The following is a 21,642-nucleotide window of genomic DNA, read 5'->3' on the forward strand; positions in this document are numbered from 1 at the left end:
GCAATGTCATACGCTTTACGCCGCCCGGGCGTATGAGATCGCACAGTCACGAACGCGCGGAGCGGCCAGGTACTAGCCCACCCCGCGGCTGAGCCAGGAGACTTCGGCGCCGTCGCCGCCGTCGCGGAAGGCTTCCAGCGCGTCATCCCAGGCGGTGCCCAGCACCGAATCCAGTTCGGCGGCCAACGCGTCGGCGCCGGCGGCCATCATCGCGCGCAGCCGCATCTCGCCGACCATGGTGTCGCCGTTGGCGCTCATCGCCCCGTGCCACAGCCCCAGCTGCGGGGTGTGGCAGAACCGCTGGCCGTCGACGCCGGCGCTGGGGTCCTCGGTGATCTCAAACCGCAGCACCGACCAGGACCGCAGCGCGTTGGCCAGCCGGGCGCCGGTGCCCACCGGCCCGACCCAGTTGGTCACCGCCCGCAGCTGCCCGGGCATCGCCGGCTGCGGGGTCCACTTGAGGTTCGCCGTCGCTTGCAGGGTCGACGACAACGCCCACTCGACGTGTGGGCACACCGCCGCGGGTGAGGCGTGGACATACACCACGCCGGTGGCCGCGTCGGCGAATTGGTTCGACGCACGCATCTGCTGCTCCTTCGGCTCCACGAGGGACGTCTTCCCCAACGGCCTGGTGAACCGGAGTACAGCGCTGATGCTGCCGTGCGCTCATGTCAAGTTGTGAGTCGTGCGTGTCTATTGTGCCTTGTGATACCCCTGTTGCGCTAGTCTGCGCGGTGCTCGGAAATCACCGCGTCGGCCAGCGCGGGCCACAGCGGCACCGCCCAGTCGCCGAAATCGCGGTCGGTGAGCACCACCAGGGCCAGCGCCCGGTCCGGATCGGCCCAGATCAGGGTGCCCGACTGGCCGAAATGCCCGAAGGTGCGCGGCGAGTTTCTCGACCCGGTCCAGTGCGGCGCTTTGCCGCCCTTGATCTCGAAGCCCAGCCCCCAGTCGTTGGGCCGTTGCACCCCGTAGCCGGGCAGCACCCCGGCCAGGCCGGGGAATTGCACGGTGATCGCCTCGGCGTGCATCGGCGCCGACACCGTCACCGGGCGCAGCAGGTCGGCGGCGAACACCGCCAGGTCGGCCACCGTCGAGGTCACCCCAAACCCGGCCGCCGGCGCGCCGCCGTCGAGCCGGGTGGCGGTCATGCCCAGCGGTTCGCAGATCGCCTCGGTCAGATACCGCTCGAACGCGATGCCCGACGCCTCCTGCACCGCCTGCGCCAGCACCGCGAACCCGTAGTTGGAGTAGATCCGCCGGGTGCCGGGTTTGGCCAACACCTGAGCGGAGAGCATGGCCAGCCCGGAGGTGTGCGCCAGCAGGTGCCGCACGGTCGCGCCGGGCGGGCCGGCCTCCTCGGCCAGCTCGATCGCGCCCTCCTCGACGGCGACCTGCACCGCCCGCGCCACCAGCGGTTTGGTCACCGACGCCAGCGGGAACGGCCGGTCGGTGTCGCCGTGGCGGGCCAACACGCCGTCGGTTCCGATGACGGCGGCCGCCGCGTGGGGCACCGGCCACTCACCAAGCAGGTCCAGGGCAGTCATCGCCGACGAGCTTAGAGCGCGCCGCGGCAAAACGCCGCCAGGGCGGCGGTGAACTCGGCCGAAAACGGCAGCGGCTGCGCGTAGTTGGCCATCGTCTTGCCGGGGTCCTCCTTGAGGACGTGATCCACGCCGGTCAGCCGCACGTGGTCGGTTCGGGCGCCGGCGCGGGTCAGCCCGGCCATCAGCCGGTCGACGTCACCGCAGCTGATCTGGATGTCGGCGTCGCTGCAGCTGACCAGCACCGGCATGCCCCGAGGCAACGCGGCGGCCAGCGCCGCCGGGTCGACGGCGTCTTCTTGGGCCAGCGCCCGAGCGTTGACCGGATTGATCACCGGCCGCAGGCCGGCCGGCAGGTCGGGCGGGACCTGCCCGGTGGCGCGGAACTGCTGGATCGCCCGGTCGATGGCCGCGGCGCTGGCGGCGGCCTGCTCCGCGGTGAGCTGGCCGGCCCGCACGGCGGCGTCAGCCTGGGCGTGGGCCTGCGCGGACACCTGGTCCAGGATGCGGAGGCTGGCCGGCTCCACCAGGGCCAGCGCCCGCACCGGTGGCGCGCTGCCCGGCGCCGCGGTGGCCAGCCGCAGCGCGTACAGGGCGCCCTCGCTGTGGCCCAGCACCATCACCCGGGTCGGGTCGACGCCGGGGCGGTGAGCCAGGAAGGTCAGCGCGGCGCTGGCCTCGTCGTCGAACACCGCCATGTCGATGGCCGCCGGGTCGCGGGCGTAGCGGCCCAGGCCGGTCTGTCCGGTGCCGAGTTTGTCGTAGCGCAGGCTGGCCACCCCGTCGTCGGACAACGCCTGCGCGGTGTTGCGCAGCGTGTCCAGGGCGCCCGGCAGCACCGCGGAGTTGCCGTCGCGGTCGGTGGGTCCGCTGCCGGCGATCAGCAGCGCCGCCGGCACCGCCGCGCCGGGCCCGACCGGGTGCCGCCACGTGCCGTACACCGTCATGTCCCCCACTCCGAACGTGACCGGATCCTCGGTCCACGACGCCGCCGGGCGCGAGGGCTCCGGGACCGGCGCGCTGCAGCCCGCGATGACCGTTGCGAGCAGCACCGTCTCCAGCAGCCTCGGCAGCGGCCGCCGCGGTCTCATCGGGGCCGCCGCGACATAGGAGCCATTGCGGTGCAGCCTAACGCCCGCACGTGCCAAGCAAGCGCTAGGTTGTAACCCATGAGTCAGACAGTGCGCGGCGTGATTTCCCGGAAAAAAGGCGACCCGGTCGAACTGGTGGACATCATCATCCCCGATCCGGGCCCCAACGACGTCGTGGTCAAGGTGACCGCCTGCGGGGTGTGCCACACCGACCTGACCTACCGCGAGGGCGGCATCAACGACGAATACCCGTTTTTGCTCGGCCATGAGGCCGCCGGCACCGTCGAAACGGTGGGGTCGGCGGTCACCGCCGTGGCCCCCGGCGATTTCGTGGTGCTGAACTGGCGCGCGGTGTGCGGGCAGTGCCGGGCCTGCAAACGCGGCCGGCCGCAGTACTGCTTCGACACCTTCAACGCGTCGACACCGATGACGCTGACCGACGGCACCGCGCTGACCCCGGCGCTGGGCATCGGCGCGTTCGCCGACAAGACGCTGGTGCACGAGGGCCAGTGCACCAAGGTCGACCCGGACGCCGACCCGGCGGTCGCCGGGCTGCTGGGCTGCGGGGTGATGGCCGGCCTCGGCGCGGCGATCAACACCGGCGGCGTCACCCGGGACGACACCGTGGCGGTGATCGGCTGCGGCGGCGTCGGGGACGCCGCGATCGCCGGTGCGGCGCTGGTCGGCGCCAAGCGGATCATCGCCGTCGACACCGACAACACGAAACTGAACTGGGCCCGCGACTTTGGCGCCACCCACACCATCAACGCCCGCGACCTCGACCCGGTCGAGACGATCCAGGACCTCACCGACGGCTTCGGCGCCGACGTGGTGATCGACGCGGTCGGCCGCCCGGAAACCTGGCAGCAGGCGTTCTACGCCCGGGATCTGGCCGGCACCGTGGTGCTGGTCGGGGTGCCCACCCCGGACATGCGCCTCGACATGCCGCTGATCGACTTCTTCTCCCGCGGCGGGGCGCTGAAGTCGTCGTGGTACGGCGACTGCCTGCCCGAACGCGACTTCCCCACCCTGATCAGCCTGTATCTGCAGGGCCGGCTGCCGCTGGAGCGCTTCGTCACCGAACGCATCGGGCTCGACGCGATCGAGGACGCCTTTTCAAAGATGCACGGCGGGCAGGTGCTGCGCTCGGTGGTGGTGCTGTAATGGCCGCGATCGAACGGGTGGTCACCCACGGCACCTTCGAACTCGACGGCGGCAGTTGGGAAGTCGACAACAACATCTGGGTCGTCGGCGACGACTCCGACGTGGTGGTGTTCGACGCCGCCCACGACGCGGCCCCGATCGTGGCCGCGGTGCGCGGACGCAACGTGGTGGCGGTGGTATGTACCCACGGCCACAACGACCACGTCACGGTGGCCCCGCAATTAGCCGCCCAGCTGGACGCGCCGGTGCTGCTGCACCCGGGTGACGACGTACTGTGGCGGATGACCCATCCGGACAAGGACTTTCGGGCCGTCGACGACGGCGACACGCTGGCCGTCGGCGGCCTGGAGCTGCAGGCGCTGCACACGCCGGGACACTCCCCCGGCTCGGTGTGCTGGTACGCCCCCGAGTTGGGCGCGGTGTTCAGCGGCGACACCCTTTTCCAGGGCGGGCCCGGCGCCACCGGACGCTCGTATTCGGATTTCCCGACGATCCTGGCGTCGATCTCGCAGCGGCTGGGCAAGCTGCCGGCCGACACCGTGGTCTACACCGGCCACGGCGACACCACCAAGATCGGCGACGAGATCGTGCACTACGACGACTGGGTAGCCCGCGGCCACTAGCCTTTTAGCCGGCCTTCCTTCGCCGCGAGCGTGCGCAGAATGCCAGTTTGCGGCGGTTTCGGCGTACAACTGCGCACGCTCGCGGCGGGACCGGTCGCGTACTAGCGTCGGATCCGACACGCACCGTCCGCCGCTGGGGAGATGCACATGGGGGAATCGAGCATCGTGGTCCGACCGCAGCCCCCCGGCCTGCGGCGGGCCATCGCGGCGTTCGAGCGGGCCGCCGAGGCGGTGCCGCTGCCCGACCCGCCGCAGCCGATCGTGCTGGCCGACTACGGTGCGGCCGACGGGCGCAACGCGTTGTTGCCGCTGGGCGCGGCGATCACGGTGATCCGCCGGCGCACCCGCCACGAGCACGCGGTGCTGGTGGCCCACACCGACGCGCCGCACAACGACTTCACCGACCTGTTCAGCACGCTGGCCGACGACCCGGACAGCTACCTGCACACCGATTCGGCCAGCTTTCCCGCCGCGATCGGCCGGTCGTTCTACGGGCAGATTCTGCCGTCGAAAAGCGTCACGCTGGGCTGGACGTCGTGGGCGACCATGTGGCTGAGCCGGCCCGCCGCCGAGCTGCCGGAGATCCCCGACCACGTGCTGAGCGCCTACAGCGCCGACGACACCGCCCGGGCGGCCTACGCCCGGCAGGCCGCCCAGGACTGGCATGATTTCGTGGCGTTTCGCGGCCGCGAGTTAGGTCCGGGCGGGCGGCTGACGGTGTTGACCATGGCGGTCGGTGAAGACGGCGAGTTCGGCTACCGGCCGTTGTTCGACGCGATCGCCGCGACGCTGGGTGATCAGGTCCGCGACGGGCTGCTGGGCGCCGAGGAGGCGCGGCGGATGACGATCCCGATTTTCGCCCGCAGCGAGAAGGACTTTCGCGCCCCGTTCGCCCCGAGCGATCGGTTCGAGGGCTGCTCGATCGAGCAGCTGGAGATTTTCGAGGCCGACGATCCGTTCTGGGCCGACTATGCGGCCGATCACGACGCCGCCAGGTTCGGCGCGCGGTGGGCGGCGTTCACCCGGCTCTCGGCGTTCCCGACCCTGGCCGGCGCGCTCGACGGCGGGCGGACCGATCCGCGCGCCGAGGATTTCGCCGCCCACCTGGAGGGCGGCGTCGCGGCGCACCTGGCCAGCAAGCCCGAACCGATGCGGATTCCGTTGGCGGTGGTGGTGCTGGTCAAGCGCGGCGGGCCGGCCTGATCCCGGTTACGGAAGCCCCGGCCCCGGCCCCGGAAACCCCGGGATGTGCGGAATCTCGGCGGGCTGACTCGATGTCGACTCGGTGACCGTCGTGGTCGTGGTCATCGGCGGCGTCGTGGTGGTCGTGGGCGGCGTGGTCGTGGTCGTGGTCGTGGTGGTGGTCGTGGTCGTGGTCGTGGTGGTGGTGGTCGGTTCGACGGTCGTGGTGGTCACCGCCGGCGGCGCCTGCGTCGCCGTGGTCGTCGGTGCGGCGGGTGTGGTTGGCGCCGTGGTGGTTTCCCGCGTCGTGGTGAGCGCCGGCGTCGTCACGCTGGGCGTCACGGGTCCTTCCAGGGAGCCGTGCCGGATCAGCAGCATGATCGCGGCGCCGACGGCCAAAACGGCCAGACCCGCGCCGGCCACCATGGCCACCCGGCGCCGCCGCGGCGGCCGGGGCTCGGTGGCCGGTGCGGCGACGGCGGCGTCTGCGACCTCCGGCGCGGGAGACGCATCATCGACCGGCACGGCTTCGGCGGCGTCGTCGGACTCCGACCACGCCAGCGCGGGCGGGACGCCGGGCGGCGGCGGCAGCTCCGCCGCCGCGGTGGGGGCGACCGGCGCCACCCCGGCCACGGTCGGAGCCAACGTGGTCTGCCCGTCGTCGGTCGCACCGCGGCCGGCCAGCAACGCCGCGCCCAGCGCCGCCGCCAGGTGCGGCCGCGGCGTGGTGATGACCGGCACCCCGAACTGCTGCGAGAGCCGGCTGGCGATGCCCGGGATGTTCGCCCCGCCGCCGACCGCGGCGACGGCCACCAGGTCGGCGCCAACCCCGTTGCCGTCCAACGCGCCTCGCATCGAGGCCAGGAACATGTCCAGCGGTTGGCGGATCACGTCGTCGAGCGTGTCCCGGGTCAGCGGGATCTCGCCGCGGAACCCGGACAAGTCGACGCCCAGCCCGTTGGTGGTGTGCACCGAGAGCTGCTCTTTGGCCGCGCGGCACTGGGCCCGCAGCCGGGCCAGCGACCCGATCGACGAGGTGGCCGACACCCCGAACGAGCCACTGGCGTTCAGCTCGGTCAGCACGTGGGTCAGCAGCGCCTGGTCGATGAGGTCGCCGGAGAAATCGGTGTGACGCACGGTGGCACCGATCGGCTGATACCCGTTGGCGGCGTCGGCCAGGGTGATGCTGCTGCCGGTGCCGCCGAAATCGCACACCGCGACCACCCCCCGCGTCGGCACCCCCGGGCTGGCCTGTAGCGCGGTCAGCGCCGCGGCCGCATCGGAGACCAGCAGCGGACCGCGCGACCATTCCGGCACCCGGCGCAGCGCCTGGCGTAGCGCGTCGGACGCCGCCGCCGACCAGTGCGCCGGATGGGTCACCGCCACCGCGTCCGGCGGCGGGCGTCCCCCGGTCGCGGCGTAGCCGAGCGCGCGCAGCCCGTCGGCCAGCAGATCCTGGGCCCGGTGCACCGACCCGTCGGTGGCCACCACCCCGGCTGGGTCGCCGACCCGGTTGACGAAATCGGTGATCACCAAACCGGGCTCGGCCAGCCCGGGGTTTTCGGCCGGCACCCCCACCTCGGAGCGGCGGTGCCGATACAGGGTCAGCACCGGGCGACGGGTCAGCGTGCTGTCGGCGGTGACGGCGGCCAGGTTGGTGGCCCCCACCGACAGGCCGAGCCCCGGCCGTGCTGGCTGCGCCATCTCGTGTACTCCCCCAGCCGTCGTGCTGCGGTGCTCAATGTAGCGGCACCGGTGTTCAGCGAATTGTGCCGCTACCGGCGATCAGCGGCAGGTCGAGGGCGGTGACCCAGCCCGGTGACAGGGCGTTGACCGCGGGCACCGCATTGAGCGCCCGCATCCCGGTGGCCAGGCAGCCGGCGGTGGCGGCGTCACGCCCGGAGCCGTCGGTGAACCGGAACGCGGTCTCCTGGACGATGCTGGGGGTGCCGTCGATCTCAACGCGGTACACGTCGTCCTGGTTGCCCGACGGCCAGTCCGGGGCGGCGTCGTGCCCGATCCGGTTGACGTGCTCGAGCTGGATGCGGGTCTGGCCCCGATAGACGCCGTTGATGGTGAACCGCACCGCGGCGACCTGTCCCGGCGCGATGACCCCTTTGGCGGTGGTGCGCTCGGTGGGCGTCACCCATTTGTCCCAGGTGGTGGTGATCTCGTCGAGCATGATGCCGGCGGCGTGCGCGATCATCGGCACCGTCGCACCCCACGCGAAGATCAGCACGTCGGGGTGTTCCAGCACCGCCCGGAATTCGGGTGCGCGGCCGATGCCCATCTCGGTTTCGTAGTCGCCGGTGTAGTTGGTGTAGTCCAGCAGTTCGGAGGCGCGCACCCGCTGCACCTCGGCGCACACCCCCATCAGCGTCATCGGGAACAGGTCGTTGGCGAAGCCGGGGTCGATGCCGGTGGTGAAGCACGACGACTCGCCCAGCTCGCAGGCCGCCGTGATCGGCTCGATCCAATGCGGCGGGTTCAGGTGCATCGTCGGCCACACCCACGGCGTCATCGCCGTCGAGCACACGTCGATGCCCGCCCGCAGGAACCGGGTGATCAGCGCGATGTTGTCCTCGGCGTGCGCGGCGGTCGGGCCGTAGTGCACCAGCGCGTCCGGCTCCAGCGCGATCAGCGCGTCGACGTCGTCGGTGGCGGCAAGGCCCACCGGCGCCAGCCCGCAGATCTCGCCCACGTCGCGGCCGACCTTGTCCGGGTTGGACACCCCGACGCCCACCAGGTCGAACTCCGGATGTTTGACGATCTCGGGGATCACCAGCTTGCCGACAAAGCCGGTGCCCCACACCACAATGCGTTTGGGGATTCGGTTGGACATCCGTCACCTTCCGTTGTCGCGGCCCCCGGCTCGCGCTTCACCTTAAGCGGGCGGTGCGGCTTCTACGATCAATGCGTGCACATGGTCGGACGCCGGTGAGCCGGGTCGCAGCCGCGGGCCCCGCGTTGAGCGCGTGGCGGTTCGTCACGGTGTTCGGCGTCGTCAGCCTGCTCGCCGATTTCGTCTACGAGGGCGCCCGCTCGATCACCGGGCCGCTGTTGGCGTCGCTGGGGGCCAGCGGACTGCTGGTCGGGGTGGTCACCGGGGTCGGGGAGGCCGCCGCGCTGGGGCTGCGGCTGGTGTCGGGGCCGTTGACCGACCGCACCCAACGGTTTTGGGCGTGGACCATCGCCGGCTACGCGCTCACCGTGGTCGCCGTGCCGCTGCTGGGGGTGGCGGGCACGCTGTGGGTGGCCGCCGCGTTGGTGATCGCCGAGCGGGTCGGCAAGGCGGTGCGCAGCCCGGCCAAGGACACCCTGCTGTCGCACGCCGCCAGCGTCACCGGGCGGGGTCGCGGTTTCGCCGTGCATGAAGCGCTCGACCAGGTGGGGGCGGTGATCGGTCCGCTCACCGTCGCCGCGGTGCTGGCCGTCACCGGCGGCGAGTACGCGCCGGCGCTGGGGGCGCTGGCCGCGCCCGGCGCGGCGACGCTGGCGCTGCTGGTGTGGCTGCGGCTGCGGGTGCCGGATCCGGCCCGCTACGAACCGGCCGGCGCCGACCCCGCTGCGCCGCCGGCGCTCCGCGACGGGCTGCCCGCCGTGTTCTGGGGGTACTGCGGATTCACCGCCGTCACCATGGCGGGCTTCGCCACCTTCGGGTTGCTGTCGTTTCACATGGTCATCCGCGGCGTGCTGCCGGCCGCCGCGGTGCCGCTGATCTACGCCGCCGCGATGGGCGTCGACGCGCTGACCGCCCTGGTGTCGGGCTGGGGTTACGACCGGTTCGGCGCCAAAACCCTTGCCGCGCTGCCGGTCGTGTCGGGTCTGGTGCCGGTGTTCGCGTTCACCGGCGCCGTGTGGTCGGTGCTCATCGGGGCGCTGCTGTGGGGGGCGGCGGTCGGGATCGCCGAGTCGACGCTGCGCGCGGTGGTCGCCGACCTGGTTCCGGCGCCGCGACGGGCCACCGCCTACGGGGTGTTCGCGGCGGCGCTGGGTGTGGCCACCGCGGTCGGCGGCGCGCTGACCGGGTGGCTCTATGACGTGTCCCCGGCCGCGGTGGTGGCGGCGGTGGCCGCGATCCAGGTGCTCGCGCTGGCCGGGGGCGTGGTCGTGCTGCGGATCCGACGCGCCGCCACCGCCCGGTGAGACTGCGGCCAGGGTCGTGGCGGTGGCGAATCTACCGCCCGGGACGCAATCTCAAGCACGGCAGCACGCCGGGGCTACCCTGAGCCGATGCCCATCGAGAAGCCGGAGCACCGGAAACGGCTGGGCGGTGTCCCCTATTCTGCGGCCCAAACCCGAATCCTGAACGCCGCGCTGGATTTGATCGCCGACCACGGGGTCAGCGGCACCTCGCTGCAGATGATCGCCGACGCCGTCGGGGTGACCAAGGCCGCGGTCTACCACCAGTTCAAGACCAAAGAAGAGATCGTCATCGCGGTCACCGACCGGGAACTGGGCACGCTGGAGGAGGCGCTGGCCGCCGCCGAAGCCCAACCGGAGCCGCTGGCGGCGCGCAAGGCGCTGCTGACCGACGTCGTCGAGATGGCGGTGCGGCGCCGGCGCTGGGTGCGGACCCTGCAAAGCGATCCGGTCATCGTGCGACTGCTGGGTGAGCACGAGCCGTTCCGGCAGTTCATCAGCCGGCTGTACGGGATCCTGCTGGGCACCCCGGACGACACCGAGGCGCGGATCGCGGCGGCGCTGCTGTCCGGGGCGATCGGGGGCACCGTGGTCAATCCGCTGGTCGACGACGTCGACGACGCCACGTTGTGCGCGGTGCTGATCCCGCTGATCGAACGCATGATGCAGTTGCCGGTCAACGCCCCCATTGTGGGCAACTAGCCGATCGGCTAGCCTGGGTCCTGGCCCGTTCGCCACAACCGCCAGCGAGGTGACATGCAGATCCTTGCCGAGGCCGAAGACCTGCCCCAGACCGCCGACGTCAAGACCCAGTTGATCAGCGTGTGGACGGCGCCGGTGTTCGGTGTGGTGTACCTGATCGCCTTCCTGGCGTTTCCGGGTTTCGTCCCGCCGATGTCGCCGCAGCTGACCGCCCCGCAGGTCGCCGACTTCTACGGCGCGCACACCGGCGCGATCCGGTTCTCGATGGTCACCTATGACCTGTGCGGGGTGATGCTGTTGCCGTTCTTCATGGTCATCGTGGTCCAGATGAAGCGGATGGCCACCCAGAGTCACGTGTTCGCCTACTGCTACCTGACCGCCGCGGTCAGCGGGGCGACGCTGTTCGCGTTGTCCAACATCGTGTTCCTGGTCGCCGCGTTCCGGCCCGAACGCAACCCGGACCTGGTGCTGCTGCTCAACGACCTGGCGTGGATGTTGCTGATCGCCCCGGTCGGCGCCCTGGTCGCCCAGAACCTGCTGCTGGCGGCCGCGGTCTACTTCGATGACGGGCCCGACCCGGTGTTCGCCCGCTGGGTGGGGCATTTCGCGGTGGCCACCGCGGCGGCCATGGCACCGGCCGTCGGCGCCGCCGTCGTCACCAGCGGGCCGCTGGCCTGGAACGGCGCGGTGTCGTTCTGGCTGCGCAACGGGGCGCTGGTGGTGTTCGTGGCCGTGATGTTCTTCGTGCTGCGCGACGCGGTCCGCCGACAAGCCGTGCGCGCGGGTGTCGCCGCGTGACCCGCACCGTCACCCCGGAGTCGACGACCGCCGCCCCGGCCGGTAAGCGCGATGTGTGGCTGGTGTTTTGGATCGTGCCGGCGTTCTACACCGCGTTCGGGGTGATCTTCTTCGCGTTGGCGCGGGTGATGCCCCCGCCGCGGCCCGACGTCACCGCCACCCAGATGGTCGACTTCTTCCACGCGCACGCCACCACCATCAAAATCGGTTTCGCGGCCTTGGTGCTGATCGTGGGCGGCGCCGGGGTGGCCAACGGCATCGTGGCCTACCACATGAAGCGCATGACGGTCGGCTCGGTGCTGTCCTACACCTACCTCGGCGCGATGGGCGTCGGCGCGCTGCCCGGCTGCCTGCTGGTCGCGTTTTGCTTCCTGACCGCGGTGTACCGCCCCGACCGCGACCCGCAGCTGCAGGCCCTGCTCTACGACCTGGGGTTGCTGTCCTATGTGGGGTCGCTGGGCTGCTTTTCGGCGGCGTATTTCGCGTTTGCCGTCGCGATCCTCTACGACCGCAACGAGATCTTCCCCAAATGGCTGGCCTACGTGACCGTCTGGCAGATCGTCACCGAGATCATGGCCGTACCGGTGTTTGCCTGCAAGGCCGGACCGTTCGCGTGGAACGGGTCCATCTCGTTTTGGATGGGCACCGTGGTGTTCGGCTGCTGGCTGATGTGCGTGATCGCCTTCCTCAAGAAGGCCACCGAACGCCAGCCCCTCCACGAAGCGCCGCTGGAGTGACGATGACCCGCACCGAGTCCGCCCCGGACCGCCGGGACACCGCGCACCTGCCCGGCGACGGCCACATGTGGGTGATGGTGCTGGGCGACCTCATCATCTTCGGCGCCTACTTCGTCATCTTCATGGTGTACCGGGCGATGCGGCCCCACGAGTTCCTGGCCGCCCAACAGCAGCTGAGCATCAACGCCGGCGTGCTCAACACGCTGGTGCTGTTGACCAGTTCGTGGTTCGTGGCGCGTAGCGTGCTGGCCGCCCGGGCCGGCGACCATCGACGCGCGATCGCCCTGACCTACCTCGGCGGCGCCTGCGGGGTGCTGTTCATGCTGGTCAAGGCCTACGAGTGGACCTCGGAGATCCGGCACGGCTACACCCTGACCAGCAACACCTTCTTCAGCTTCTACTACATGCTCACCGGCGTGCACCTGTTCCACGTGGCGCTCGGCTTGCTGATCCTGGGCGTCGTGGTGCGCGAATTGCGCAACCCGCGACGCCGCCGCGCGTCGCTGGTGGAATCCGGCGCCACCTACTGGCACATGGTCGACCTGCTGTGGATCGTCATCTTCGGCCTGCTGTACGTGATGCGCTGACATGACGGCCTCGACGCGGACCATCACCGCCACCTGGATCGTGCTGTCGGCGATCACCCTGATCTCCTGGTGGCTGTCCCCCGGTCACGCGAGCACCGGCACGGTTGCTGCCAGCGTGCCGATCACGATCGCCGTGGTGGTGCTCGCCGCCGTCAAGGGGCGACTCGTCATCCGCTACTTCATGGAGGTGCACCGCGCGCCGCGGTGGTTGCGGCTGGCCACCGACGGCTGGCTCGCGGTGCTGTGGGCGGTGGTGCTGGTGATTTATATGGTGTGAAGTTCACCGGTTTGTACAACTGTGTGCAGCAACACGGGCCCATAAGCGCAGCGCATCGCCGAAACTAGCGGTAACGTAAATCGCCGTGGGCGCGCTCAACGTGTTTGCGGCGTCGGACAACTCATGAACCGCCGGCCGGCGGTTACGGCCAGGGTTGTCGCGACGACCGCGATAGCGCGCTTTCCCCTCGCAGTTTGGCGGCTGCGACTTGGGGTTTAGCACCGTGGAACAGGAGGACGACCAATGACCCGCCGCGCGCACTCAGGGTTACCCCGCCACATCGCCCGATTTACCGTCGCTGCCGTGGGCGCGACGTGGGCGCTGCTCGGCCCGTTGACACCGTCGGCGTCCGCCGCGGAGTGCCCCAACGTGGAGGTGACGTTTGCCAGGGGCACCGGCGAGGACCCGGGTGTCGGCCCGACCGGGGACGCGTTCATCAACGCGCTGCGCCCGAAGCTGGGTGGCAAGTCGCTCGGGGTGTACGCGGTGAACTACCCCGCCACCAACGACTGGCCCACCGGCGTCGACGGCGTCCGGGATGCGGGCGCGCACGTGCAGTCCATGGCCGCGGATTGTCCCGACACCAAGATGGTGCTCGGCGGATTTTCCCAGGGCGCGGCGGTGATGGGTTTCGTCACCTCCGACGCGGTCCCGGATGGGGTCGACCCGGCCACCGTGCCCAAGCCGCTGCAGCCCGACGTGGCCTCCCACGTCGCCGCCGTCGTGCTGTTCGGCACCCCGAACGCCCGGGCGATGAACTTCCTCAACGAGCCGCCGGTCGTGATCGGGCCGCTGTATGCGGGCAAGACCCTGCAGTTGTGCGCGGCCAACGACCCGGTGTGCTCGGACGGCCTGGAATTCGCCGCGCACGACTCCTACGCGGCTGACGGGTTGGTGGAACGGGGCGCGGCCTACGCCGCTAACCACCTGTAACCACTCATCCGAAGCGCTGGTAGCAGCGCTCGGCGTCGCCGGCCAGCCCGGCCCGAAACGCCTGGATGCGGGTGAAGCCGGCCGGCACGGTGGCACCGCCCACATCGCTGGCGGCCAGCCCGTTCATCAACAGCCCGGTGACGGCCTCGTCGAGGTCTCCGGCGGTGAGCCGCAGGCTGGCGCCGTCCGGTAGCGCGACGGGGGCGAACATGCTGCGCTGCCCCACCCCGGTCAGGCAGGCGGTGCGCAGCGCCGCCTCGGCGGAGGTGAGGTCGAGGCCGCGCTGGTGCTGCAGCGCCAGCATGTAGCGGGACATGACCACCGACAACGCCGTGTTGTCGCCCTGCGGCAGCAGCCGGTCCTCCAGCTCGTCGGCGGCCACCGCCAGGTGCTGCAGCGCCGGCAGGTCGACGCCGATGGTGTTGGTGGCCGGGCAGTACGCGGCGGGACCGGCGGCGCAGGTCCTGTCGGTGTAGGCGAGCCTGGGCGGCCGGGCGGGGTCGAACGTCGCGTTGAGCGCCTCGATCAACGTCGCCAGGGTGGCCTTGGTGATCGCGACTTCGCCGGTCTGCACGCCGCCGGTGAGTTCGCGCTGCAACGACATCGGCATGTCGCCGCGGCGCTGGGTGATCTCGTCGGTGTCGATCGCGGCGCACCGGCCGACGCCGGTGTCGAAGCCCAGCTGCAGCGCGCTGATCCGGTCCAGCGCGGTGCCGTGCGCCTCGCCGACGATCGCCTTGTCGTGGGGCCCCAGCAGCGGGTCGCGCAACGTGATCAGCCCGGCCAGGATCTCGTCGAGCCCGTCGGCGGTGTTCAGGGTGAACCGCGACGACTTGCCTTCGGCGACCCAGCGCAGATACGCCCCGGTGAAGCAGTCGGCCTGCTGTTCGGCCACCAGCATCGGGGTGGACTTGGTGACCAGCCGGGCCATGTCTTCCACCGCGTGCCCGTATTCGTGCGCCAGCGCCGCGGTGACCGACATCTCACCGAAATAGTCCTTGACCGCCGGCAACAACACGCCGCGATCCCAGGCGATCATGTTGCGGCCATAGCAGTAGAACGCGTTGACGTACTGGTAGGTGTTGACACCGCAGATCGTCATCCCGGTCGGGTTTTTGGAGCCGTACGAGATGAGCGTGTCGACCGGGGCGAAGCTGCCGGTGAAGCCGGCGTAGTTTTGCTTCCAGTAGTCCTGGATGTCATTGATCGACAGCAGCGCCAGCCGGTCGATGGCCCCGCCGTCGGTGTTTTGCACGGTGCCGATCGGGGCCAACGCATGCTCGACGGGGCCGGTGTGCCCGTCGGTCACCGGCAGCCCGCCGACGCGCCACGGATCGTCGAGGACCGACACCGCCCGCCCGTCGACGGTGCTGGAACAGCCGCTGAGCGTCAGCGCCGCGCAGGCACCGACCACCGCCGCCGCTACGCCGAACCGCTTGGCCCAGGGCCGACGGGGAAGTCGCCGCGTCACGCGGCCACCGTTTTCGTGGCACGCGCAGGCCGCGAGCACGCGCGACCACATCGGGGCGCATTCGCCTGCACCCCGCCGGCAACAGCTAGCAACCCCGACCTCGCAATGACGTCCATCGTGCGGCCGGACGCCGCAACCCCGGGCGGTATAGCACACGGCGCGAAGCGGACGCAAATCTGGTGTCGGCGCGTCGGAGCACTACTTCACACGGAAACCCCCATCGCTTCGCCACAAAGAAACCCACCACAAGGAGGCGCCACCATGACCGCCGCACTCGACCCTGGTCGCCCGTTCACCGGCAGCGAACGCGAACTGCTGGAGAACACCCTCGAACTCAACCGGACCGAGCTGGTGCGCGCCGTCCAGCAGCTCTCCGACACTCAAGCCCGCCAGAAACTCGTCTCCTCGTTGACCACACCCATTTCCCTGATCAAGCATTGCGCCGCAGCCGAGCGGATCTGGTTCCAACGAACCCTGGCGGGCCTGAGCATCGACGAGTGCGACGGCCACGCCACCGGTGGCGACGGTAGCTTCTACGTCGGCGACGACGAAACCCTGGCCGACGTGATCACCGAATACGTTGCAGCATGCCGACGGTCGGATGAATTGGCCGCGGACCACAGCCTGGACGACACCGTCGAACATCACCTTGTCGGCGCGGTGAGCCTGCGGTTCATCTATCTGGGCATGATCGCCGAAGTCGCCCGGCACGCCGGTCACGCCGACATCCTCGCCGAGCAGATCAGCCGCCCGAGAGCCACGTAGCGCGAGGGGCCGCGCGGTGGCCGTGAGCCGATATCACCGGCGATATCGTTGTGGCAGTTACGGTTTGGCCATCGGTCATCGGCAAAAGTTTCTCCACAAATCTCGGCCTTGGGGTGGCGCTCGAACGATTGTTCGAGTAGGTTTGTGGTATGGCTCACACGGACCAGGTGCTGCTTCCCACCGAAGCCCAACGCGCCCAAGTCCGCGCGGACCTCGACCTGATTGACGCCGCCCAAGCCCGGTTGCGTGCCGCCGACACCGATCTGGTGGGCAATGCTTTTCGGATCGAGATGGCCGACCGCCTGGAAACCCAGCAGCGCGTCAACCGGGCCCTGTCATACCGGATGTTCGGTGAAATCGCCGACCCCGCCGATGGTTTCGACGACCCCGCCCTACCCCCGGACCTCAAAGTCCAGGACCTGTTGTGGCAGCGGCTGCGCATCACCCGCGGCGAAGTCCGCCGCCGCTTCCGCCTGGCCGCCCGCATCTGCGCGCGCCGCAGCCTCACCGGACCTCCACTGCCCGCCCAACTCCCCGACGTCGCCGCTGCCGTGGCAGCCGGCCACCTCGGCGACGACCACATCAGCGAAATCATCAAAGCCCTCGACCACCTGCCGGCCAAAACCACCGCCGCCGAGCGCGACGCCGCCCAACACCGCCTGGTCGGCTACGCCCAAAAGCAGGACTCCCAATTCGTCGCCATCGCCGGGCTCAAAATCGCCGAGTGCATCAATCCGGACGGTGATTTCACCGACGACGACCGCGCCCGGCGTCGCAGCCTGACCCTGGGCCGCCAAGGCCCCGATGGGATGAGCCGGCTGACCGGCTGCCTCGACCCGGAAACCCGCGCCTATCTGGAAGCCATCTGCGCCGCCGTGCGCCCCGGCCACCGTCGACCCGACCACACCCCCGACCAACAGCAACCCGACCCGGCCCAGCCCGATCTACGTTCGCGCCCCCAACGCGACCATGACGCCCTCAAACTCGCGCTGCGCCACGCCATCGAATCCGGCAAGATCGGCACCCACCGCGGCGTGCCGGTCACCGTCATCGCCATGGCCAAACTCGCCGACCTCGAACAAGCCCTGCACGCCATGACCGACCCCGACGTCCCGATGCCGCCACCCGCCCGCACCGGCGGCGGCTCCCGGCTGCCCATGCGCGACCTGATCCGGATGGCCGCCAACTCCGTTCACTACCTCGCCGTCTTCGACAACCACTCCGAACGGCCGCTGTACCTCGGGCGCAGCCGCCGCATCGCCACGCTCGACCAGCGCATCATCTGCTACGCGCGGGACCGCGGGTGCACGCGGCCCAACTGCACCCAACCCGGGTACCACTGTGAGGTTCACCATTCCGAGGAGTGGAGCAAAGGCGGCCGCACCGACGCCGACAAACTCGGCTTCGCCTGCGGCGGCGACCACGGCGGCGCCACCAACGGCCACTGGAAAACCATCATCACCGACACCGGCCGCCTGGCCTGGACCGACGGCACCACACCACCCCAAATCAACCACCTGCACCACCCGGACGAAATCCTCAACAACACCGACGCCGATGAAAACAGGGACGAAGACGAAGACCCCTAGCTGGCTGCAGCGCAGATAGGGCGCTCAATGTGGGCGATCCAACTAGCTGTACCCGGCGCGTCGGCGTACGCTCCCCAGACCGGCCGCAGCGCACCCGCTATGGTGGACGGATCGTTGCCGGCCCGTCGTTGCTGGAGGACTCGTTGGAAGGATCCCAGTTCGGGAAATACCGGCTGATCGAGTTGCTGGGCCGCGGCGGCATGGGCGAGGTGTGGCGGGCACGTGACACCGTCATCGACCGGATCGTCGCGCTCAAGATCCTGCCCGCCGAGATTTCCCGGGACCCCCTGTTTCAGCAGCGGTTTCGCCGCGAGGCGCAAGCCGCCGCCCGGTTGAGCAGCCCCCACGTCATCCCGATCCACACCCACGGGGAAGTCAACGGGCGCCTGTTCGTGGACATGCGGCTGGTCGACGGCCGCGACTTGCAGTCCATCCTGGACCGTGGGCCGCTGCCCCCGCGGCGTGCCGCCCACATCATCGACCAGGTCGCCAAGGCCTTGCACGCCACCCACCGGGCCGGGCTGTTGCACCGGGATGTCAAGCCGTCCAACATTTTGCTGGACACCGACGACTTCGCCTACCTCATCGATTTCGGGATCGCCCGCGCGGCAGGGGAACTGGGCCTGACCGCGGCCGGCGGGGTCGTCGGAACCTTTCATTACATGGCTCCGGAGCGGTTCAGTCCCGACCAGCGCACCATCGACGCGCGTTCGGACGTCTACTCGCTGACCTGTGTGCTGTACGAATGCTTGACCGCCCAGCATCCGTTTGCCGGTGACCGTGTCGAGCATCAGATCAGCAGCCACCTGACCACCCCGCCGCCCCGACCGTCCAGCGTCAATCCGGCGCTGCCGGTCGGCTTTGACGCGGTGATCGCCCGGGGCATGGCGAAAAACCCCGCCGAACGCTACGGCAGCGCCGTGGAATTGGCGCGCGCCGTGCTGGACGCCGTCGACACCCCGACGGCGGCACCACCACCGGTGTCCGCACCGCAGCCACTGCCCAACCACAGCGCCGGGCATGCGGTGTCAGCGGCGGAACCGCTGCCGGAGTCATTCACCCCGCCCACGCCGCCACCGACGCAGCCGTGGTGGCGCCGCCGAACCGCGATCCTGAGCAGCGCCGCGGTGCTCACCATCGCGGTCATCGTCACCGTCGTCAGCATCGCGATGGGCCATCGCGAGGCGGCGAAGCGCCAAACCACGCTGCCGTTCACCGGCCTGCGTGAACCACAAGGCCTGTCAGTCGATTTCGGCGGGACGGTGTACGTCGCCGACACCCTGCACAATCGGGTGCTGGCATTGTCGGGGGGCTCGAGCACCCCGGCGGCGTTGCCGTTCACCGACCTCAACTACCCCACCGGGGTGACCGCCGACAACAGCGGCAACGTCTACGTCAGCGACGCCGGCAACAAACGGGTGGTGATGCTGCGCGCCGGCTCGACAACCCAAACCCAGCTGGCTTTCAGCGGTCTCGGCAACCCGACCGGGATCACGGTGGACAGCAGCCGCATCGTGTATGTGACCGACACCGACAACGATCGGGTGGTGTCGCTGGACACCGACTCCAACCAGCAGACGGTGCTACCGCTCATCGGTCTCAACGCGCCCACCGGTGTGGTGGTGGACAACGGCACCATCTACGTCGCCGACGGCGGCAACAATCGGGTCCTGTCGCTGCGCACCGGCTCCAACGCGCCCACCGAGTTGCCCTTCACCGGTCTCAAGGAGCCCGGCGGTGTGACGGTGGACAACCGGGGCGCGGTGTACGTCACCGACAGCGGCAACAACCGCGCGCTGAAACTTCCCGCCGACTCCACCACCCAAGTCGCGCTGCCCTTCACCGGGCTGGACTACCCCTGGGGGTTAGCGGTCGACAATCTGGGCACGGTCTACATCGCCGGCCACAGCAACGAAGTGGTGGCGCTGCGCCAGCAGTGACCGCCCACGGGAGAATGTGACCCGTGTTTGGTCTTGTCGTCGTTGTTGCGCTGGTGGCCGCCGTGGTGCTGGGCACCGTGCTGGGCAAGCGCTATCGGGTCGGTCCACCGGTTTTGCTCATCGTGCTCGGGTCGCTGCTGGGTCTGATCCCGCGCTTCGGCCAAACCCGGCTCGACGGCGAGATCGTGCTGCTGCTGTTCTTGCCGGCCATCTTGTACTGGGAAAGCATGAACACCAGCTTCCGCGAGATCCGCGCGAACCTGCGCGTGATCGTGTTGTCCAGTGTCGGGCTGGTGATCGCCACCGCGGTGGCGGTGTCCTGGACGGCGCGGGCGTTGGGCATGGAGCCGCACGCGGCGGCGGTGCTGGGCGCGGTGCTGTCCCCCACCGACGCCGCCGCGGTGGCCGGTCTGGCCAAACAATTGCCGCGCCGGCCGCTGACGGTGCTGCGCGCCGAGAGCATCATCAACGACGGGACCGCGCTGGTGCTGTTCGCGGTGACCGTCGCCGTGGCCACCGGCAGCCCCGCGATCGGCCCGGCGGCCCTGGTCGGACGGTTTGTCGGTTCCTATCTCGGCGGCATCGCCGCCGGGCTGCTGGTCGGCTGGGTGGTGACGCTGCTGCGCCGCCGCATTGACGCGCCGCTGGAGGAGGGTGCGCTGAGCGTGCTGACGCCGTTCGCGGCGTTCCTGCTCGCCCAAACCCTGCACTGCAGCGGGGTGGTCGCGGTGCTGGTGTCCGCGCTGGTCCTCACCTACGTGGGGCCGCGGGTGATCCGGGCGCGGTCGCGGCTGCAGTCATTCGCGTTCTGGGACATCGCGACGTTTCTGATCAACGGCTCGCTGTGGGTGTTCGTTGGGGTGCAGATCCCCGGCGCGGTGCGCGGCATCGCCGACGTCGGTGACGGGCTGCGCCACGCGGTGCTGGTGGCGCTGGCCGTCACGGGTGTGGTGATCGTCAGCCGGATCGCCTGGGTCGAGATCACCACCGGGCTGATCCGCGCGGTGGACCGGCGCGCGGTGCAGCGCACCCGCCGGGTCAACTGGCGGCAACGCAGCGTGACCAGCTGGGCCGGATTCCGCGGTGCGGTGTCGCTGGCCGCGGCGCTGGCCGTCCCGCTCACCACCCGCAGCGGCGCCCCGTTCCCGGACCGCAACCTGATCATCTTCGTGGTATCCGTGGTGATTTTGGTGACCGTCCTAGTCCAGGGCAGCACCCTGCCCGCGGTGGTGCGGTGGGCCCGGCTACCCGAGGACGCCACGCACGCGGACGAATTGCAGTTGGCGCGCACCCGCGCCGTGGAGGCCGCCCTCGACGCGTTGCCGCAGGTGGCCGCTGAACTTGATGTCGGCCCAGAACTGTTGCGCCGCTTGCAGAAGGAATACGAGGATCAGGCCGCGCTGGTGGCAGCCAACTCCGACGACGCCACACCCAACGACGTGGCTGAGCGCAACGAGTTGGTGCGGCGGGTGCGGCTGGGCGTGCTGGAGCACAAGCGCCGGGCGGTCACCGAGCTGCGCGACCGAAACCACATCGACGACATCGTGTTACGGGAGCTGCAGGCGGCGATGGACCTGGAGGAAGTCCGGCTGCTCGACCCCGCCGACACCGACTAGCGGCCGGCCTCAGGTCTCCAGCGCCTTGGCGCAGCCGGCGAGGATCGCCGAGAAACTCGACCGCAGCAGCGGGGCGCTGACCGGCTCGAGCAGCCGGCCGCCGGAGTAGCGGGGATGGGTGTAGTGGGTCTGCCAGTCGACGTGCGTGCCGTCGCCGCGCGGGGTGAAGGTCAAGGTGCCGCCCTCGTGCTCGAACGGCGGGAACGACCGCAGGATCAGATAGGAGTAGGACCGCGGCGGCTCGTAGGCGGTGATCTGTTCGCGGAACCAGACGCCCAGCCCGGTCACCTCCCGCAGCGCGCCCTCGCCGGGCCCCGCCACGCCGTTGGCCCACCGCGCCCGGAAAACCAGCGGGGCGGCGGTCAAACTGGCCGGGTCGGCCAGCCAGTCGAAGACGTGTTCCGGGGCGGCAGCGATTGTCCGTTCGACGTGAAGCTCGACCATCAGATCTCCTGCCTGGCGGTAGCCGCGGTGTCCACG

Annotated in this window: 21 protein-coding genes; 14 read left to right on the forward strand and 7 right to left on the reverse strand. The window is 70.2% G+C overall.

Annotated features, from left to right (window positions below):
* Window positions 1–72: 72 nt before the first annotated feature.
* From ACAG26_RS07130 to ACAG26_RS07140, 3 genes are all read right to left on the reverse strand, one after another.
* Window positions 73–585 (reverse strand): DUF3145 domain-containing protein, encoded by a 513-nt coding sequence (locus tag ACAG26_RS07130; RefSeq protein WP_071030269.1) that lies wholly within the window; start codon window positions 583–585, stop codon window positions 73–75.
* A 137-nt stretch (window positions 586–722) separates the two neighbouring features.
* Window positions 723–1,547 carry a serine hydrolase domain-containing protein gene (locus ACAG26_RS07135; RefSeq protein WP_370480659.1) on the reverse strand — a complete coding sequence of 275 codons (825 nt, stop codon included), beginning with the start codon at window positions 1,545–1,547 and terminating at the stop codon, window positions 723–725.
* An 11-nt stretch (window positions 1,548–1,558) separates the two neighbouring features.
* Entirely contained in the window at window positions 1,559–2,635 is a 1,077-nt protein-coding gene (locus ACAG26_RS07140; protein WP_370480660.1) for an alpha/beta hydrolase, read from the reverse strand.
* 78 nt (window positions 2,636–2,713) lie between these two features.
* On the opposite strand from ACAG26_RS07140, the gene ACAG26_RS07145 reads away from it, so the two are divergent.
* The 3 genes from ACAG26_RS07145 to ACAG26_RS07155 all read left to right on the forward strand — a co-directional run bounded on the left by ACAG26_RS07145 (window position 2,714) and on the right by ACAG26_RS07155 (window position 5,625).
* A complete protein-coding gene (locus ACAG26_RS07145; RefSeq protein ID WP_370480661.1) occupies window positions 2,714–3,799 on the forward strand; it encodes an S-(hydroxymethyl)mycothiol dehydrogenase in 1,086 nt (361 codons plus the stop codon).
* Entirely contained in the window at window positions 3,799–4,422 is a 624-nt protein-coding gene (locus ACAG26_RS07150; RefSeq protein WP_370480663.1) for an MBL fold metallo-hydrolase, read from the forward strand. Before ACAG26_RS07145 ends, ACAG26_RS07150 begins: the two co-directional genes overlap by 1 nt.
* A gap of 147 nt (window positions 4,423–4,569) precedes the next feature.
* Window positions 4,570–5,625, forward strand: a complete 1,056-nt coding sequence (locus ACAG26_RS07155) for an SAM-dependent methyltransferase (protein WP_370480665.1) — start codon at window positions 4,570–4,572, stop codon at window positions 5,623–5,625.
* A gap of 6 nt (window positions 5,626–5,631) precedes the next feature.
* On the opposite strand, the gene ACAG26_RS07160 is transcribed toward ACAG26_RS07155, so the two are convergent.
* Together ACAG26_RS07160 and ACAG26_RS07165 are read right to left on the reverse strand one after the other, a co-directional pair.
* Window positions 5,632–7,308: an Hsp70 family protein gene (locus ACAG26_RS07160; RefSeq protein ID WP_370480666.1), complete on the reverse strand. Its 1,677-nt coding sequence runs from the start codon at window positions 7,306–7,308 to the stop codon at window positions 5,632–5,634.
* A 55-nt stretch (window positions 7,309–7,363) separates the two neighbouring features.
* Window positions 7,364–8,446: a dihydrodipicolinate reductase gene (locus tag ACAG26_RS07165; RefSeq protein WP_370480667.1), complete on the reverse strand. Its 1,083-nt coding sequence runs from the start codon at window positions 8,444–8,446 to the stop codon at window positions 7,364–7,366.
* A 71-nt stretch (window positions 8,447–8,517) separates the two neighbouring features.
* On the opposite strand from ACAG26_RS07165, the gene ACAG26_RS07170 reads away from it, so the two are divergent.
* The 7 genes from ACAG26_RS07170 (at window position 8,518) to ACAG26_RS07200 (ending at window position 13,781) form a co-directional block, all read left to right on the forward strand.
* Complete coding sequence (locus tag ACAG26_RS07170) at window positions 8,518–9,750, forward strand: MFS transporter (protein WP_370480668.1); 1,233 nt, start codon at window positions 8,518–8,520, stop codon at window positions 9,748–9,750.
* Window positions 9,751–9,837: 87 nt separating this feature from the next.
* Window positions 9,838–10,449: a TetR/AcrR family transcriptional regulator gene (locus ACAG26_RS07175; protein ID WP_370480670.1), complete on the forward strand. Its 612-nt coding sequence runs from the start codon at window positions 9,838–9,840 to the stop codon at window positions 10,447–10,449.
* Between the two features lie 54 nt (window positions 10,450–10,503).
* Window positions 10,504–11,247 carry a hypothetical protein gene (locus tag ACAG26_RS07180; RefSeq protein WP_370480671.1) on the forward strand — a complete coding sequence of 248 codons (744 nt, stop codon included), beginning with the start codon at window positions 10,504–10,506 and terminating at the stop codon, window positions 11,245–11,247.
* Window positions 11,244–11,984, forward strand: a complete 741-nt coding sequence (locus tag ACAG26_RS07185) for a hypothetical protein (protein ID WP_370480673.1) — start codon at window positions 11,244–11,246, stop codon at window positions 11,982–11,984. Before ACAG26_RS07180 ends, ACAG26_RS07185 begins: the two co-directional genes overlap by 4 nt.
* Before the next feature lie 2 nt (window positions 11,985–11,986).
* Window positions 11,987–12,571: a cytochrome c oxidase subunit 3 gene (locus ACAG26_RS07190; RefSeq protein ID WP_370480675.1), complete on the forward strand. Its 585-nt coding sequence runs from the start codon at window positions 11,987–11,989 to the stop codon at window positions 12,569–12,571.
* Between the two features lies 1 nt (window position 12,572).
* Complete coding sequence (locus ACAG26_RS07195) at window positions 12,573–12,848, forward strand: cytochrome C oxidase subunit IV family protein (RefSeq protein WP_370480678.1); 276 nt, start codon at window positions 12,573–12,575, stop codon at window positions 12,846–12,848.
* Between the two features lie 243 nt (window positions 12,849–13,091).
* Window positions 13,092–13,781 (forward strand): cutinase family protein, encoded by a 690-nt coding sequence (locus tag ACAG26_RS07200; protein WP_370480680.1) that lies wholly within the window; start codon window positions 13,092–13,094, stop codon window positions 13,779–13,781.
* Window positions 13,782–13,785: 4 nt separating this feature from the next.
* On the opposite strand, the gene ACAG26_RS07205 is transcribed toward ACAG26_RS07200, so the two are convergent.
* On the reverse strand, window positions 13,786–15,252 hold the full coding sequence (locus ACAG26_RS07205; protein ID WP_370480681.1) for a peptidase: 1,467 nt from the start codon (window positions 15,250–15,252) through the stop codon (window positions 13,786–13,788).
* Window positions 15,253–15,513: 261 nt separating this feature from the next.
* Between ACAG26_RS07205 and ACAG26_RS07210 the strand changes: the two genes are divergently transcribed.
* From ACAG26_RS07210 to ACAG26_RS07225, 4 genes are all read left to right on the forward strand, one after another.
* A complete protein-coding gene (locus ACAG26_RS07210; protein ID WP_370480682.1) occupies window positions 15,514–16,017 on the forward strand; it encodes a DinB family protein in 504 nt (167 codons plus the stop codon).
* A gap of 149 nt (window positions 16,018–16,166) precedes the next feature.
* Window positions 16,167–17,606 carry a 13E12 repeat family protein gene (locus tag ACAG26_RS07215; RefSeq protein WP_370480684.1) on the forward strand — a complete coding sequence of 480 codons (1,440 nt, stop codon included), beginning with the start codon at window positions 16,167–16,169 and terminating at the stop codon, window positions 17,604–17,606.
* 143 nt (window positions 17,607–17,749) lie between these two features.
* The gene (locus ACAG26_RS07220; RefSeq protein WP_370480686.1) at window positions 17,750–19,546 is read left to right on the forward strand and encodes a serine/threonine-protein kinase PknD; all 1,797 of its coding nucleotides are present in this window, start codon (window positions 17,750–17,752) and stop codon (window positions 19,544–19,546) included.
* A gap of 23 nt (window positions 19,547–19,569) precedes the next feature.
* The gene (locus ACAG26_RS07225) at window positions 19,570–21,162 is read left to right on the forward strand and encodes a Na+/H+ antiporter (protein ID WP_370480689.1); all 1,593 of its coding nucleotides are present in this window, start codon (window positions 19,570–19,572) and stop codon (window positions 21,160–21,162) included.
* 9 nt (window positions 21,163–21,171) lie between these two features.
* Here the strand turns inward: ACAG26_RS07225 and ACAG26_RS07230 are convergent, their stop codons facing one another.
* Complete coding sequence (locus ACAG26_RS07230) at window positions 21,172–21,606, reverse strand: SRPBCC family protein (RefSeq protein WP_370480691.1); 435 nt, start codon at window positions 21,604–21,606, stop codon at window positions 21,172–21,174.
* Window positions 21,607–21,642: the final 36 nt, after the last annotated feature.

This window comes from Mycobacterium sp. pUA109 (genome assembly GCF_041287095.1).
Lineage (GTDB): Bacteria > Actinomycetota > Actinomycetes > Mycobacteriales > Mycobacteriaceae > Mycobacterium.

What these genes read in the sequence shown, in the direction of transcription:
- ACAG26_RS07130 (WP_071030269.1), bottom strand. Translation starts at nt 585, where the DNA reads ATGCGTGCGTCGAACCAATTCGCCGACGCGGCCACCGGCGTGGTGTAT.
- ACAG26_RS07135 (WP_370480659.1), bottom strand. Translation starts at nt 1,547, where the DNA reads ATGACTGCCCTGGACCTGCTTGGTGAGTGGCCGGTGCCCCACGCGGCG.
- ACAG26_RS07140 (WP_370480660.1), bottom strand. Translation starts at nt 2,635, where the DNA reads ATGAGACCGCGGCGGCCGCTGCCGAGGCTGCTGGAGACGGTGCTGCTC.
- ACAG26_RS07145 (WP_370480661.1), top strand. Translation starts at nt 2,714, where the DNA reads ATGAGTCAGACAGTGCGCGGCGTGATTTCCCGGAAAAAAGGCGACCCG.
- ACAG26_RS07150 (WP_370480663.1), top strand. Translation starts at nt 3,799, where the DNA reads ATGGCCGCGATCGAACGGGTGGTCACCCACGGCACCTTCGAACTCGAC.
- ACAG26_RS07155 (WP_370480665.1), top strand. Translation starts at nt 4,570, where the DNA reads ATGGGGGAATCGAGCATCGTGGTCCGACCGCAGCCCCCCGGCCTGCGG.
- ACAG26_RS07160 (WP_370480666.1), bottom strand. Translation starts at nt 7,308, where the DNA reads ATGGCGCAGCCAGCACGGCCGGGGCTCGGCCTGTCGGTGGGGGCCACC.
- ACAG26_RS07165 (WP_370480667.1), bottom strand. Translation starts at nt 8,446, where the DNA reads ATGTCCAACCGAATCCCCAAACGCATTGTGGTGTGGGGCACCGGCTTT.
- ACAG26_RS07170 (WP_370480668.1), top strand. Translation starts at nt 8,518, where the DNA reads ATGCGTGCACATGGTCGGACGCCGGTGAGCCGGGTCGCAGCCGCGGGC.
- ACAG26_RS07175 (WP_370480670.1), top strand. Translation starts at nt 9,838, where the DNA reads ATGCCCATCGAGAAGCCGGAGCACCGGAAACGGCTGGGCGGTGTCCCC.
- ACAG26_RS07180 (WP_370480671.1), top strand. Translation starts at nt 10,504, where the DNA reads ATGCAGATCCTTGCCGAGGCCGAAGACCTGCCCCAGACCGCCGACGTC.
- ACAG26_RS07190 (WP_370480675.1), top strand. Translation starts at nt 11,987, where the DNA reads ATGACCCGCACCGAGTCCGCCCCGGACCGCCGGGACACCGCGCACCTG.
- ACAG26_RS07195 (WP_370480678.1), top strand. Translation starts at nt 12,573, where the DNA reads ATGACGGCCTCGACGCGGACCATCACCGCCACCTGGATCGTGCTGTCG.
- ACAG26_RS07200 (WP_370480680.1), top strand. Translation starts at nt 13,092, where the DNA reads ATGACCCGCCGCGCGCACTCAGGGTTACCCCGCCACATCGCCCGATTT.
- ACAG26_RS07210 (WP_370480682.1), top strand. Translation starts at nt 15,514, where the DNA reads ATGACCGCCGCACTCGACCCTGGTCGCCCGTTCACCGGCAGCGAACGC.
- ACAG26_RS07215 (WP_370480684.1), top strand. Translation starts at nt 16,167, where the DNA reads ATGGCTCACACGGACCAGGTGCTGCTTCCCACCGAAGCCCAACGCGCC.
- ACAG26_RS07230 (WP_370480691.1), bottom strand. Translation starts at nt 21,606, where the DNA reads ATGGTCGAGCTTCACGTCGAACGGACAATCGCTGCCGCCCCGGAACAC.